This is a genomic window from Ruegeria sp. BHSA162, from assembly GCF_059613385.1.
This window is the reverse complement of sequence record NZ_JBXWSK010000003.1, coordinates 13,732-27,381: the sequence shown is the minus strand read 5'-3', so window position 1 is coordinate 27,381 and position 13,650 is coordinate 13,732. Positions and strand designations below refer to the sequence as shown.

The following is a 13,650-nucleotide window of genomic DNA, read 5'->3' as shown; positions in this document are numbered from 1 at the left end:
ATTGGAGTCCATCTCAACCATTGCATCGCGCCTGCGTCCTTGATCTTGCGCAAACTGCAGATCGTCACTCGCGTGGGCGCGAGACGGGGTGAGATGGCACCGGCGCGGTGCGGAACGGTCGGAAGGTGGCCTTCTTGATCCACAGTTTCAGCGCCTGCCAGTGGATCAATGCAACCGCCCGCCGCGCGCCAAACGGGCGTCGCAGCAGCGAACGAAGGATCGCGCCATTGGTGAGAGGTTGCCGGACGCCCGTGAGCGTAGCAATCAAACCGCCCCCGTCGCAGCCGTAGTCGATCCAAACCCCGACCCGGTCCGGGCGCAGGTCGAACCGGAAAGTGTAGGTGCCCTCGATCTTTTGAAACGGCGAGACATGCATCACTTTGGTCGCGCAAATCCGATCAGAAGGATCGATCACGTCAAACCCCGGCTTGTGGCAGACATAGCTGTGCCGCGTTCCATGAGTGTTGGTGACCTCGGCCACCACGGCAAACAGTGCGCCTGCGTCATTCAGGCAAAACCAGAAGCTGACCGGGTTGAATACGTGGCCCAGCACCCGGGGTTGGGTCAGCAACAGAACCTGCGCGGGTTGGGGGATTTGCATCGCCCGCAGACTGTCGCGGAGCCAAGGGGCACCCCGACCAACACCGGGCTCCCCTCCGTGATCGCGAGTCCGCCAGCCGGTGAGGTTGGGTTTGTCCACCGAAAACAACGCGGGCGTTTCCGATGCCTGTTCGGGATCCAGCAGGATGTAGTCGACCGAGTAGCGAAAGGCGTTCTCGATCGCACCTTTCCTTCCGTGAAAGGTATGGGCCGGAACGAAGTCGATTTCTGGCATGGTCGGACTGATCTTTTCTAGCGGTCAACATTCTGGATCGGCTGGGTTTTTCAGCGATTATCCATGATCATGATACGAAAAAAACGCGCGACCGGATCAAAAATCTCGGTCAGGCGTGATCCGACTTGGGTGCGGCAGCGTAATACAGTTATGTTTACCGAGATGGACACCGTTGTTCAGGACGATGTCGCGACCGCCCCGGCGGCGCGGCCGGCTGGGCACGGAAAGAAACGAACCAAGGGATCGTCGGTGAACGGCACGAAGAATAATGGCGCGGCAAGATGCGAGTGGGTGTCCCACGTCCAACGCATCCGGCAGTCGCAGGATCAGGCGGCGTTTGCCGAGCTGTTCCAGCACTTTGCCCCTCGGGTCAAAGCGTTCCTGATCCGGTCGGGATCGGACGCGACGTTGGCCGAGGAGTGCGCGCAGGAAGTCATGGCCACGTTGTGGCACAAGGCGCATCTGTTTGATCCGTCACGGGCTACCGTGGCGACATGGGTCTTTACGATCGCGCGGAACAAACGCATCGACGCCATTCGCAAACAGCGGCGTCCTGAACCGGAAGAACTGACATGGGGTCCCGAAGCGGAACCCGAACAGGAAGACGTAATCGCGCTGCAACAGGAAACGGCGCAACTGAAGACGGCCATGCTGCAATTGCCCGAGGCACAGCGGGAACTGATAGAGAAGGCATATTTTGGTGACCTGAGCCATCGCGAGATCGCCTCGCAGACCGGCCTTCCGTTGGGCACCATCAAATCGAGAATACGGCTGGCGCTGGACCGCTTGCGCCACGCGATGAACTGAGATGATAGAGATGAGCAACGAGATCAAACATCACCTGACGGACGACCTGCTGATGGCCTACGCCTCGGGCACACTGCCCGAAGCGTTCGACCTGATGGTCGCGACCCACCTGTCCCTGTGCGACCATTGTCGCGCCCGCGCCGAGAGTTACGACGCGGTGGGCGGACACATGCTTGAGGACCAGGTCGAAGCCGCGCCTTTGTCCGCGGATGCCCTGTCGTCGACAATGGCTCTGATCGCGCAGGGTGCGCCGACCCCAAAGCCCGCGCGCGCGGAATGCGACGTGCTGCCGGCCCCGTTGCAGGATTACGTCGGCGGTGACGTGAACAGCATCCGCTGGAAACCGATTGGCATGGGCGTCAAGCAGGCCATTCTGCCAACCTCGCGCGATGCCACGGCGCGCCTGTTGTTCATTCCGGCCGGTGCCGCAGTACCGGACCACGGCCACAAGGGCATGGAACTGACCATGGTTCTGCAAGGCGCATTTTCCGACGAGGTGGATCATTTCGCCCGCGGCGATGTCGAGATTGCAGATGAGGACCTGGAACATACGCCCGTGGCCGACATGTCCGAGGATTGCATCTGCCTGGCGGTGACCGACGCTCCGCTGAAGTTCAACAGCCTGATCCCACGGTTGGTGCAGCCCTTCTTGCGAATCTGAACAGTCCCTCGGGTGTGCTAGGCTTGGAGCCGGGAATCACCGTGAGGATATGCAGAATGTTGAAACAAGCTCTGGCAGCTCTGTTCATTGCCGTTGTGGCCGTGCCGGCCTTGGCCCAAAGGACGGCCGAGGTGAAGTTCCAAGCTGGAAACTTCGGCACCATGGTTAACGGCACCATCACGGGTAATGAATATTTCGATTACGTGCTGGGCGCGAAAGGCGGGCAGGAATTGTTTGCCGAGCTTCAGGTCAGCGATACCAACGGCAGCGGCGTAGTCTATTTCAACATCCTGCCGCCGGGCAGCGACGGGGTCGCGATCTACAACGGCTCGATCGACGGCAACACAGCCCGCATCACCCTGCCCGAGGACGGGGATTATACCATCCGCGTCTACTTGATGGGCAATGACCGGGATACCGGCAAGACCGCCGGCTACAATCTGGACCTGTCCATCCAGTAGACCTCAGCCCTCGGACTTGCCCAACGGCACCACGTTGGCGCGGTCCTCGGGGGCCAGTTCCTCGAAATCGAAATTGTCCAGCCGCTGCGCCCGCCTGCCGGCCTTTTCGGCGCTGATCTTGATTTCCGAGATATCCTTGGCCGCCTGCCCGAAATGCCGGTCGAGATTGGCCACCCGGTCACCCAGACGCTCCACATCCTTGTGCAGCAGGCCCAGTTCCTTGCGGATCGCGCCCGCCTGTTCGCGCATCCGCGCGTCCTTGAGGATGGCCCGCATCGTGTTCAGCGTGGCCATGCAGGTGGTCGGCGAGACGATCCAGACCCGTTTCGAGAAACTCTCCTGCACCAGTTCTGGGAACTTGGCGTGCAGTTCGGCATAGACCGCCTCGGAGGGCAGGAACATCAGCGCCCCGTCAGCGGTTTCACCGTCCAGGATGTATTTCGTCGAGATGTCGGTGATGTGCTTGCGCACCGTGCTGCGAAACATCTGCACCGCCGCCTTCAACTCCATGTCACTGCCCGCGCCCACCAGCGCCTCATAGGCTTCCAGCGGGAACTTGCTGTCGATCACGATGGGCCCCGGCGGGTTGGGCAGGCGGATCAGGCAGTCGGCGCGTCTGCCGTTCGACAGGGTCGCCTGCAGCACATAGCTGTCCGAGGGCAGCGCCTTGGACACGATGTCGTTCAACTGGATCTCGCCGAAGGCGCCGCGGGTCTGCTTGTTCGACAGGATGTCCTGCAGCGACAGCACGTCGCCCGAAAGCTTGGTGATGTTGTCCTGCGCCTTGTCGATGGCGGCCAGCCGTTCCTGCAACTGGGTCAGCGAGGTCGCGGTCTGTTTCGAAGACCCATGCAGGGTTTCCTTCATCCGCTCCTGCATCTCGGCCAGCGCGCGGGCGGATTTCATGGCGTTGTCGGCCAGCCGGTCGTTCATGTGCTGCTGCACCGCCGACAGCCGCGCCTCGACCGTCTGGATCACCTGCACCTGCGCATTGGCCTGCGTGTCCGAGACATGCTGCAACCCGCCGCGCAATTGCTCCTGCCCCTGCCCCAACTGCTGCACATGCTGGCCCAGATAGGCCAGCTGCTGCGCCAGCGGCTCGGCCATCCGGGCCGAGCGGTTGGCCGCGCGCAGGGCCAGAAACAGCAGGACGAGGATCAACAGAACCACGCCCGCCCCGATCAGGGCGGCCATCACCATGGGGTCTTCCAGCGAATATCGGGTGCCTGCAATCTCGATCATCTCAACCTGTGCGTTCTTGTTTTGTTTCTTCTTTTCTACCGCCGATCGGCGGCCGGATCAACTGCGGCCGAACAACCGTTCGATATCGCTCAGCTTCAGCTCAACGTAAGTCGGCCGCCCGTGGTTGCACTGGCCGGAATGGGGCGTGGCCTCCATCTCGCGCAGCAGGGCGTTCATCTCTTCGGCGCGCATCCGGCGGCCCGAGCGGACCGAGCCATGGCAGGCCACCCGGCTGAGGATCGCCTCGATCCGCGCCTGCACCGTCTGGCTTTCGCCCTGATCGGCCAGCTCGTCCAGAATGTCGAGGATCATCGCCCGCGCGCTGACCTCGCCCAGAATGGCTGGGGTCTCGCGCACCGCCACCGCGCCGCCGCCGAAGGGCTCGATGGTCAGGCCCAGGCGCGACAGGTCGTTGGCCACCGCGAGCAGGCGGGCGCAGTCGCCCTCGGACAGTTCGACGATCTCGGGGATCAGCAGCGCCTGCGCGGCCACGCCGTTCTCGGCCATCTGTGTCTTGAGTTTCTCATAGACCAGCCGTTCATGCGCGGCGTGCTGGTCCACGATCACCATGCCGTCGGCGGTCTGGGCGATGATGTAGTTTTCATGCACCTGCCCGCGCGCGGCCCCCAGGGGTAGGTGCTCGGGCGGGGTCTGGTCGGGCTGCTCGGCTTCGGCCACGGGCTCGACCACGCTGCCGCTGTAGGCATTGGCCAGATCGGCAAAGCCGGGCGCCTGCGCCTGATAGGCCATGGCCCGCGCCGCGGGCGAGGGCCGGTCCATCTGATAGACCCGCGCGGGTATCGCGGGGGCCGGCTCGGGCCGCATCGCACCCAGCGTTGCGTTGGCCACGGTGGTCGAGGCGCGGTGCCCCGCCTCGGCCAGCGCGTGCCGCAGGCTCGAGACGATCAGCCCGCGCGCCACGCCGGGATCGCGAAACCGCACCTCGGATTTCGCGGGGTGCACGTTCACGTCCACCAAGGTGGGCTCGCAGTCGATGAACAGCGCCGCCGCCGGGTGCCGGTCGCGGCTGAGGAAATCGAAATAGGCCGCGCGCAGGGCGCCGGTCAGCATCTTGTCGCGCACCGGTCGGCCGTTGACGAACAGGAACTGCGCCACTGCGGCGCCGCGCGAATAGGTCGGCAACGCGGCATATCCGTACAGCCGGATCCCCTCGCGGGTGGCGTCGATCCGCAAGGCATTCTCGGCAAACTCGCGCCCCAGGATGCGGGCCAGCCGGGCGTGCAGCGCGTCGAACAGGTCTCCGTTCTCGCGGTCGGCGCGGAACACCACGCGCCCCTCGCCCCCACCCGAGACATCGCGCAGGGTGAAGGTGATGGAGGGTTCTGCCATGGCCAGCCGCTTGACCGTGTCCGAGATCGCCTGAGCCTCGGCCCGGTCGGTGCGCATGAATTTCAGCCGCGCGGGCGTGGCATAGAACAGGTCGCGCAGCTCGACTACGGTGCCGGCGCGCAGGGCGGCGGGCTTCACCGGTTCCATCTTGCCGCCGGCCACGCGGATCTGGGCCGCCTCGGCCCCCGGCGCGCGGCTGGTGATGGTTAGACGCCCCACCGCGCCCAGCGAGGGCAACGCCTCGCCCCGGAACCCGAAGGTGTGGATGTTGAGCAGGTCCGACCCGTCGATCTTGGAGGTCGCGTGGCGCGACAGGGCCAGCGGCAGATCCTCGGGCGCGATACCGCATCCATCGTCGGTGACGCGAATCAAGGTCTTGCCGCCATCGGCGATGTCGATGGCGATCCGGGTCGCGCCGGCGTCGATCGCGTTCTCCACCAGTTCCTTGACGGCGGAAGCGGGGCGTTCGACCACTTCACCGGCGGCGATGCGGTTGATCGCGGCCTCGTCGAGTTGCCGGATTACCGGGCGATTTTCGCTGATATTGGGGTTTGCCTGCGCCATACCGCTAGACGTAGCACAATCGCACGCGATTCTGCCACCGGTTTACGCTGCTTTGGTATAGGGGGTCGGATCGCCCGGCCAATCGAGATGCACAACCCGAATTGGTTGCCATAAGTTTCACGATTGCCCGAACGATCCGTGGTGAGTGGAGGTCATTAACGATGTAATGGCGCGGTGTCTAACACGGTGCGTTGGACAAATCTGCTTAAGGTTCGCTTGCCCCGTTTGGTGGGCAAAGTTTGGCCGATCACCGACCGGACCGGGTGGCGGGAACACGCCGGATCAGCCCGGACCCGGCGCTGCTGCGCGCATCCGGCAGGGGCCAAACACGGCCGCGAAAGCCAGAATCAGGCCGGACATGGTGGCAATCATCCCGGCCGCACTGACGGCGTCCGACCCGCCCAACCACAGCGGGCCATATCCAGCCAGGATATAGCCGGACACGGCGGATAGGATGGCGAAGACAACACTCCAGGCAATCTGGGTCTCAAGCCGGTCGGTCATCATCCGGGCGGCGGCCGGCGGGCAGATGAACATTGCGATCACGATGATCGAGCCGACGGCATCAAACGCGGCCACGGCTGCAATCGCCGCCGCAATCACCAGCGCCATTCCCAGCGCCCCGGTTCGAATTCCGATCGTCCGGGCAAAGCCTTCGTCGAAGGTCGAGATCTTGAGCGGCCGCCAGAACAGCCAGACGAACAGGCTGACACCCACCAGGGTCAGGGCGATCCGAGCAAGCTCGGGTGGCAGGCCGGCCAGCGCGACCGGATCCAGCAGCGAGGACCAGCCGGTCGCGTCAAGCCAGATCAGGCTTTCCAGGCTGCCATAGAGTGCGTGTTCGACATCCAGATGAACGTTCGAGGTGTCGGTCTGCTCCAACAGCAGCACCCCTCCGGCGAACATGGTGGTGAACACGACGCCCATTGCGGCGCCCGGTTCGATCTGGCCCAGCCTCCGGATGGTCTCGATCAGCACAACGGCGACAACCGCCGCGCCCGCGGCGCCCAGCATCATCGGCCAGGTCGAGATCGCGCCGGTGACAAGAAAGGCCACGACGATCCCGGGCAGAACCACATGGCTGATGGCGTCGCCGATCAGTGCCTGTTTGCGGAGAACAAGGAAATTTCCTGGCAAGGCGCAGGCGATGGCCGCGAAGGTCCCGATCAGCAGCGGCGTCAGGGACAAGGGAACGAATTCTTCACCGCTCATGGGCGAACCTCCCGTGGTCTGCCGATGCGGCGGTCGATGTCGTCGATCTGGTCCCGGGTCAGAACCGTTTCGATGTCGCGTAACCCGTCATACAGGGCGGCGGCTGCCTCGTGCGCATTGTCGGCGCGTACGATTTCCCAGCGTTTCTCGTCGCGCAGCGCCTTGGCCGCCTGCGCTCTGCCGGCATCCGTAGCCACCCCGTCGGGCCGGGCAAGTCCGGCCTGACGCAGCAGGCGCAGTGTGTAGGGCTCATAGATGTTCTGGCCTTGTGCAAGCGCCAGCAACCCCTGTCGGATGTGAACCCGCCGCTGGAACCGCAGATGCCGCACGATTGCGGCCAATACGCCGCGCACCGGAGCCAGAAACAGCGATACGACAAAAAAGCCAAAGCTGAACAGGACGATGATCGGTCCGGTCGGCAAGTTGGGCGCCGAGGCGGACACCGCCGCACCCAGATAGCCCGACAACCCACCAATGACCCCCGACAACAGCACCACATGGTCGGACCGGTCCGACCAGAACCGCGCCGTGACGGCGGGTATGATCAGCAAAGCCACGATCAGGATCAATCCGACGATCTTCAGCCCGACAACCGTGACCGCCATGACAAGTCCCATCATCGCAAGGTCGATGCGATGCACTGGCAGCCCCAAGGCGGCCGCATATTCGGAATCGAACGCCACCATCATCATGGGGCGGCGGATGATCATGACGAGCAGCAGCGTTGCAGCGCCGCCGATCGCGATGATCAGAGCGTCAGACCACAGCATCCCGGCCGTCGACCCCAGCAAGAACCCCTCAAGCCCGGCCTGTCGGCCCACTCCCATGGTCTGGATGATTGTCAGCAGAACGATACCAAAGCCGAAGAAGACTGACAGGACCGCCCCGATCGCTGCGTCCTCGGCCAGACGGGTGCGGCGGATCAGCCAATTCATGCACAAAAGGCCCACGGCGGCCGAAATCGCGGAACCGGACAGCAGTCCGATCAGGTTTCGCCCGGTTCCGCCCAGCGCCACTAAAACCATAAAGGCGATGCAGACGCCCGGAAGCGTCGCGTGACTGATGGCGTCACTGACCAGCGCCCTCTTGCGCAGAAACAGAAAGGTGCCTGTCACGCCAGCCGAAAAACCAAGCAGCGTGGCCCCGATGGCAACCAAGGTGGCGTTGTACCCCAATTGCAGGGTCAGAGCGTCCCACAGCATGTGTCAGCCCGCAGTGCCCGAGATCTGGTTGATCTGGGCGGTGGCAAGCCGCCCCCCGTAGGCGGCCTGAAGAGCCTCGGCGGTAAAGGCCTGCTCGACCGGGCCCTCGGCGACCTTGCGGGTATTGATCAGGAACACGTGGTCGAAATAATCTGCGACCGTGGCAAGGTCATGGTGGACCACGACCACCGTTTTGCCGGCTTCCTTTAGGGATTTGAGGACCGAGATGATGGCTTTTTCGGTGGCGGCATCGACCCCGGCAAACGGTTCATCCAGCAGGTACAGATCGGCATCCTGAGCAAGTGCGCGCGCCAGGAACACCCGTTGCTGCTGACCACCCGAAAGCTGGCCGATCTGGCGGTCCGCAAACTCATGCATCCCGACCCGATGCAGACACTCCATCGCGTGGGCCATGTGTCGCATCCGGACCCGGCCCAGCAAGCCCAGTTCCCGTGACAGGCCCATCAGGGCCACGTCGATGACCCGCGTCGGGAAATCCCAATCGACGCTGGCGCGCTGCGGCACATAGGCGATTCGGGCCCGCTGCCGGTCCAACGCCTTGCCGAACACCAGCACCTGGCCCGACAGCGGCTTGACGATACCCAGCGCCGCCTTGAGCAGCGTCGATTTGCCAGCGCCATTCGGTCCGATGATGGCCGTCATGGCCCCGGGTTGCACGGTCATGTCTACCGAGAAAATGGCCGGCTTCTGACCGTAGGATACGGTCATCCCCCGGATCACAAGCGGGCTGTCCTGCACCGTCAGGTCCCCGTTTGATGACGATTTTCCAGCCGCAAGCTCCAACATGGTCAGAGCCCCGCCGACAGCTTGCCGGACATGCCGCGTTCGGGCACATCCGCACCCAGGCCCCGCGCGATAACCGTGATGTTGTGATCCAGCATCCCGATATAGGTGCCCTCATAGGTGCCCGGCTCGCCCATGGCGTCCGAATACAACTCACCCCCGACCGAGACGGTATGACCCTTCGCCGACGCACCCTCGATCAACGCCCGCATCGACCGATCCGAGACCGAGCTTTCAACGAAGACGGCGGTCAGGTCGCGCGCGACCAAAGTGTTGACCAATTCTCCGATCCGGTTCAGCCCCGCCTCGGACTGGGTCGAGATACCCTGGATCCCCAACACTTCGAACCCGAATTCCTCGCCGAAATAGGCAAAGGCGTCATGGGCGGTGACCAGCACCCGGTTGTCTTCGGGCACCTGGGCCAGCACCTTTCTCCCATAGGCGTCCAACTGGTCGATTTCGGCCAGAAAACGCTGGGCGTTGGCGGCGAAATAAGCGGCGGAGTCCGGCCGCACGTCGGTCAGCGCCTTTTGCACCTCGACCACGACGTCTTTCCACAAAACCGGGCTCATCCACACATGCGGATCGTATTTGTCGGCATAGTCGGCATGCGCACGCAGTTTCGACTTGTCGATGGCATCCGCCACGGCAACGACTTTGCGTTTGCGCCCAAGGTCGTGGAAGAAGTCTTCCATCTGCGCCTCAAGATACAAGCCGTGCCACAAAACCAGGTCGGCCCTTGTCGCGGCAACGATATCGCTGCGGGTCTGGCGATAGCCGTGCGGGTCGACTCCGGGCCCCATCAGCCCTTTGACTTCGACCTGATCACCGCCGACCTGCTGCACGGCGTCCGCAATCATTCCGGTCGTCGCCACGACCTTCAGCGGCGCCTCGGCCCACGCCGCCAAGGGCAGCGCGGCACCAAGAGCAAGGGCAAAAAGAAAACTGCGGCGAATCATATGTGACCTCGTTCCGAGTACCAGTTGAGAATGAATATGCGAACCATTCGCAACTAAGTCAACCATGTTGCGAATTACTCGCAAGAAAAAGCCGGATTTGTCCATTTGGTCAAAAAAATGGCCAAAGGCGTCCAGTTTGCCTTTCCTTTGGCCGTTTCCCGTGCGATTTTGGCGCAAACCTCCCAAAGGACGTGACAATGGATACGCAGAGCTCAGAAAGCCCCGTGCGCACCGCGCATCTGCCGCAAGTGACCGAGCCCCGAAACCCCGGCATGGATCTGGACCTCGACTGGGTGCGCGCCGTGCAGGCCAACACCTCGGCCATCGAGCGCCGGGCCGCGACCCTGCCCGGACGCCGGTCGGTCAAGAAAGAGCATCAGGCCGGCTGGCTGCTGAAGGCGATCACCATGATCGACCTGACCACCCTGTCGGGCGATGACACCGAGGGCCGCGTGCGCCGCCTGTGCGCTAAGGCCCGCCAGCCCGTGTCACCCGCCCTGCTGAGGGCGCTTGACATGCCGCCGATTACCACCGGCGCGGTCTGCGTCTATCACGACATGATCGAAACGGCGGTGGATGCGCTGACAGGCACCGGCATTCCGGTCGCGGCCGTATCCACCGGGTTTCCGGCGGGCCTGTCGCCCTTTCACCTGCGCGTGGCCGAGATTGAGGAGAGCGTGAAGGCCGGGGCCGAGGAGATCGACATCGTGATCTCGCGCCGCCATGTGCTGCAGGACAACTGGCAGGCGCTGTATGACGAGATGAAGGCGTTCCGCGCAGCCTGCGGCGAGGCGCATGTAAAGGCCATCCTCGCCACCGGCGAGCTGGGCAGCCTGCGCAACGTGGCGCGTGCCTCGCTGATCTGCATGATGGCGGGGGCCGATTTCATCAAAACCTCGACCGGCAAGGAAAGCGTCAACGCCACCCTGCCCGTGTCGCTGGTCATGATCCGCGCGATCCGTGACTACTATGACCGCACCGGCTATCGCGTGGGCTACAAGCCCGCCGGCGGGATTTCCAAGGCCAAGGATGCGCTGGTCTACCTGTCGCTGATCAAGGACGAGCTGGGCGACCGCTGGCTGCAACCCGACCTGTTCCGGTTCGGCGCGTCGTCCCTGCTGGGCGATATCGAGCGGCAGTTGGAACATTTCGTCACCGGGGCATACTCGGCCGGTTACCGGCACCCGATGGGCTGAGGACAGGAACAATGACAGTCAAAGAGATTTTCGAGACCATGGAATACGGACCCGCCCCGGAAAGTGCCGCCGAGGCCCTGGCATGGCTGGTCGATCAGGGCGACAAGTTCGGCCATTTCATCGACGGCGCCTTTACCAAGCCCGGCAAAGGGTTTGAAAGCCGCAACCCGGCCACGGGCGAGGTTCTGGCCAAGCTGACCCAGGCCACGCAGGCCGATGTGGACGCCGCCGTGGCCGCCGCCCGCAAGGCGCAGCCCAAATGGGAAAAGCTGGGCGGCCCCGCCCGCGCCCGATACCTCTATGCGATCGCGCGGCTGATCCAGAAACACGCCCGCCTGTTCGCGGTGCTGGAGACGCTCGACAACGGCAAGCCGATCCGGGAATCGCGCGACATCGACATTCCTCTGGTGCAGCGGCATTTCTACTATCACGCGGGTATGGCCCAGCTGATGGAAACCGAGCTGCCCGACGCACAGGCGCTGGGGGTCTGCGGCCAGATCATCCCGTGGAACTTCCCGCTGCTGATGCTGGCGTGGAAGGTGGCCCCGGCGCTGGCCATGGGCAACACGGTGGTGTTGAAGCCTGCCGAATACACTTCGCTGACGGCGCTGCTGTTTGCCGATATCTGCATGCAGGCCGGTCTGCCCAAGGGCGTGGTCAACATCGTCACCGGCGACGGCGCGGTGGGCGAGATGATCGTGAAGGCAGACGTGGACAAGATCGCCTTTACCGGCTCGACGATCGTGGGGCGCCGCATCCGCGAGGCCACCGCCGGGTCGGGCAAGGCCCTCACGCTCGAGCTGGGCGGCAAGTCGCCCTACATCGTCTTTGACGATGCCGACATCGACAGTGCCATCGAAGGTCTGGTCGATGCGATCTGGTTCAACCAGGGCCAGGTCTGCTGCGCGGGCTCGCGCCTGTTGGTGCAGGAGGGCATCGCCGAGCGGTTCTATGCCAAGCTGCGCGCCCGCATGGACACGCTGCGCATCGGCAACCCGCTGGACAAATGCATCGACGTGGGCGCCGTGGTGGACCCGGTGCAGCTGCAGACCATCAAGTCGATGGTCGAGGGCAACGCGGTAGGCCAGGTTTACCAACCCGCCTGTGAGTTGCCCGCGAACGGCTGCTACTACCCGCCAACGCTGATCACCGGACTCGAGACCTCGGACCCGCTGATGCAGGAGGAGATATTCGGTCCGGTTCTGGTCTCATCAACCTTCCGCACCCCGGCCGAGGCGGTCGAGCTGGCCAACAACACCCGTTACGGGCTGGCGGCCACGGTCTGGACCGAGAACGTCAACCTTGCGCTGGACATCGCACCCAAGCTGGTCGCGGGCGTGGTCTGGGTCAATGCCACCAACCTGTTCGACGCGGCCGCGGGCTTTGGCGGCGTGCGCGAAAGCGGCTTTGGCCGTGAAGGCGGCTGGGAAGGGCTGAGCGCCTATTCCAAGCCCAAGGGCAAAGCCAAGCCGCTGGCCAAGATCGAACCTATTGTGGGCGAAGGCGGCCCAGTCGATCCGGTCGACCGCACGGCCAAACTGTATGTCGGCGGCAAGCAGGCGCGGCCCGATGGCGGCTATTCCCGCGCGGTCTGGGGCAAGGCGGGGCTGCTGGGCCATGTGGGTCTAGCCAACCGCAAGGACGTGCGCAACGCGGTCGAGGCCGCGGCCGGCGCGGCGGGCTGGTCGAAAACCACCGGCCATCTGCGGGCGCAGATCCTGTATTACATCGGTGAGAACCTCTCGGCCCGCGCCGATGAGTTCGCGCATCGCATCGACGCGATGACCGGCCGCAAGGACGGTACGAAAGAGGTCGACGCCGCAATCCAGCGCCTGTTCACCGCAGCCGCCTGGGCCGACAAGTATGACGGCCAGGTGCATGGCGTTCCGATCCGGGGCGTGGCGATTGCGATGAAGGAACCGGTGGGCGTGATCGGCGCGCTTTGCGCTGACGAAGCGCCGCTGCTGGGTCTGGTCTCGGCCATGGCCCCGGCGATCGCGATGGGCAACCGGGTGGTTCTGGTGGCGTCCGAGCCCTATCCGCTGGCGGCGACCGATTTCTATCAGGTACTGGACACCTCGGACGTGCCCGCAGGCGTGGTCAACATCCTGACCGGCAGTCATGAGGAACTGGCCAAACCGCTGGCCTCGCATCTGAACGTGGATGCGGTCTGGTCCTTCTCGTCGTCGGACCTGTCAGCACAGATCGAGGTCGTCTCGGCCGGGAACCTGAAACGGACCTGGGTCAATAACGCGACGGCATTCGATTGGGGCATGGACCACACCCGCCGCTTCCTGCAGGCTGCGACCGAGATCAAGAACATCTGGGTGCCCTACGGCGAGTAGGGCCCCTCCAAA

General features: G+C 64.0%; 12 protein-coding genes. 5 read left to right on the top strand and 7 right to left on the bottom strand.

What is annotated here, in order from left to right; all coding sequences use genetic code 11:
- Positions 1–64: 64 nt before the first annotated feature.
- A complete protein-coding gene (locus AC2FM5_RS01665; protein WP_496733538.1) occupies positions 65–835 on the bottom strand; it encodes a DUF1365 domain-containing protein in 771 nt (256 codons plus the stop codon).
- Between the two features lie 150 nt (positions 836–985).
- On the opposite strand from AC2FM5_RS01665, the gene AC2FM5_RS01660 reads away from it, so the two are divergent.
- Genes AC2FM5_RS01660 through AC2FM5_RS01650 form a run of 3 tightly spaced genes read left to right on the top strand, consistent with a single transcriptional unit; the run spans position 986 to position 2,764 of the window.
- Positions 986–1,642 carry a sigma-70 family RNA polymerase sigma factor gene (locus tag AC2FM5_RS01660; protein WP_496733536.1) on the top strand — a complete coding sequence of 219 codons (657 nt, stop codon included), beginning with the start codon at positions 986–988 and terminating at the stop codon, positions 1,640–1,642.
- Between the two features lie 10 nt (positions 1,643–1,652).
- Positions 1,653–2,303 carry a ChrR family anti-sigma-E factor gene (locus tag AC2FM5_RS01655; protein ID WP_496733534.1) on the top strand — a complete coding sequence of 217 codons (651 nt, stop codon included), beginning with the start codon at positions 1,653–1,655 and terminating at the stop codon, positions 2,301–2,303.
- 56 nt (positions 2,304–2,359) lie between these two features.
- The gene (locus tag AC2FM5_RS01650) at positions 2,360–2,764 is read left to right on the top strand and encodes a hypothetical protein (RefSeq protein ID WP_496733532.1); all 405 of its coding nucleotides are present in this window, start codon (positions 2,360–2,362) and stop codon (positions 2,762–2,764) included.
- Between the two features lie 3 nt (positions 2,765–2,767).
- On the opposite strand, the gene AC2FM5_RS01645 is transcribed toward AC2FM5_RS01650, so the two are convergent.
- The 6 genes from AC2FM5_RS01645 to AC2FM5_RS01620 all read right to left on the bottom strand — a co-directional run bounded on the left by AC2FM5_RS01645 (position 2,768) and on the right by AC2FM5_RS01620 (position 10,097).
- Positions 2,768–4,006 (bottom strand): DNA recombination protein RmuC, encoded by a 1,239-nt coding sequence (locus tag AC2FM5_RS01645; protein WP_496733530.1) that lies wholly within the window; start codon positions 4,004–4,006, stop codon positions 2,768–2,770.
- A 57-nt stretch (positions 4,007–4,063) separates the two neighbouring features.
- Positions 4,064–5,920, bottom strand: a complete 1,857-nt coding sequence (gene mutL / locus AC2FM5_RS01640) for a DNA mismatch repair endonuclease MutL (protein ID WP_496733528.1) — start codon at positions 5,918–5,920, stop codon at positions 4,064–4,066.
- Between the two features lie 282 nt (positions 5,921–6,202).
- A complete protein-coding gene (locus tag AC2FM5_RS01635; RefSeq protein ID WP_496733526.1) occupies positions 6,203–7,132 on the bottom strand; it encodes a metal ABC transporter permease in 930 nt (309 codons plus the stop codon).
- Positions 7,129–8,334 (bottom strand): metal ABC transporter permease, encoded by a 1,206-nt coding sequence (locus AC2FM5_RS01630; RefSeq protein ID WP_170451516.1) that lies wholly within the window; start codon positions 8,332–8,334, stop codon positions 7,129–7,131. Before AC2FM5_RS01630 ends, AC2FM5_RS01635 begins: the two co-directional genes overlap by 4 nt.
- A gap of 3 nt (positions 8,335–8,337) precedes the next feature.
- A complete protein-coding gene (locus tag AC2FM5_RS01625; protein ID WP_496733523.1) occupies positions 8,338–9,141 on the bottom strand; it encodes a metal ABC transporter ATP-binding protein in 804 nt (267 codons plus the stop codon).
- Positions 9,142–9,143: 2 nt separating this feature from the next.
- On the bottom strand, positions 9,144–10,097 hold the full coding sequence (locus AC2FM5_RS01620; RefSeq protein WP_496733521.1) for a metal ABC transporter solute-binding protein, Zn/Mn family: 954 nt from the start codon (positions 10,095–10,097) through the stop codon (positions 9,144–9,146).
- A gap of 197 nt (positions 10,098–10,294) precedes the next feature.
- Between AC2FM5_RS01620 and deoC the strand changes: the two genes are divergently transcribed.
- Positions 10,295–11,293, top strand: a complete 999-nt coding sequence (gene deoC, locus AC2FM5_RS01615) for a deoxyribose-phosphate aldolase (RefSeq protein WP_170433860.1) — start codon at positions 10,295–10,297, stop codon at positions 11,291–11,293.
- A gap of 11 nt (positions 11,294–11,304) precedes the next feature.
- Complete coding sequence (locus AC2FM5_RS01610; protein ID WP_496733519.1) at positions 11,305–13,638, top strand: aldehyde dehydrogenase family protein; 2,334 nt, start codon at positions 11,305–11,307, stop codon at positions 13,636–13,638.
- The last annotated feature ends 12 nt before the right edge of the window (positions 13,639–13,650 follow it).

Excerpts from the sequence above, each read along its gene's own strand:
- AC2FM5_RS01665 (WP_496733538.1), bottom strand. The coding sequence starts at position 835 with ATGCCAGAAATCGACTTCGTTCCGGCCCATACCTTTCACGGAAGGAAA.
- AC2FM5_RS01660 (WP_496733536.1), top strand. The coding sequence starts at position 986 with ATGTTTACCGAGATGGACACCGTTGTTCAGGACGATGTCGCGACCGCC.
- AC2FM5_RS01655 (WP_496733534.1), top strand. The coding sequence starts at position 1,653 with ATGAGCAACGAGATCAAACATCACCTGACGGACGACCTGCTGATGGCC.
- AC2FM5_RS01650 (WP_496733532.1), top strand. The coding sequence starts at position 2,360 with ATGTTGAAACAAGCTCTGGCAGCTCTGTTCATTGCCGTTGTGGCCGTG.
- AC2FM5_RS01645 (WP_496733530.1), bottom strand. The coding sequence starts at position 4,006 with ATGATCGAGATTGCAGGCACCCGATATTCGCTGGAAGACCCCATGGTG.
- mutL (WP_496733528.1), bottom strand. The coding sequence starts at position 5,920 with ATGGCGCAGGCAAACCCCAATATCAGCGAAAATCGCCCGGTAATCCGG.
- AC2FM5_RS01635 (WP_496733526.1), bottom strand. The coding sequence starts at position 7,132 with ATGAGCGGTGAAGAATTCGTTCCCTTGTCCCTGACGCCGCTGCTGATC.
- AC2FM5_RS01630 (WP_170451516.1), bottom strand. The coding sequence starts at position 8,334 with ATGCTGTGGGACGCTCTGACCCTGCAATTGGGGTACAACGCCACCTTG.
- AC2FM5_RS01625 (WP_496733523.1), bottom strand. The coding sequence starts at position 9,141 with ATGTTGGAGCTTGCGGCTGGAAAATCGTCATCAAACGGGGACCTGACG.
- AC2FM5_RS01620 (WP_496733521.1), bottom strand. The coding sequence starts at position 10,097 with ATGATTCGCCGCAGTTTTCTTTTTGCCCTTGCTCTTGGTGCCGCGCTG.
- deoC (WP_170433860.1), top strand. The coding sequence starts at position 10,295 with ATGGATACGCAGAGCTCAGAAAGCCCCGTGCGCACCGCGCATCTGCCG.
- AC2FM5_RS01610 (WP_496733519.1), top strand. The coding sequence starts at position 11,305 with ATGACAGTCAAAGAGATTTTCGAGACCATGGAATACGGACCCGCCCCG.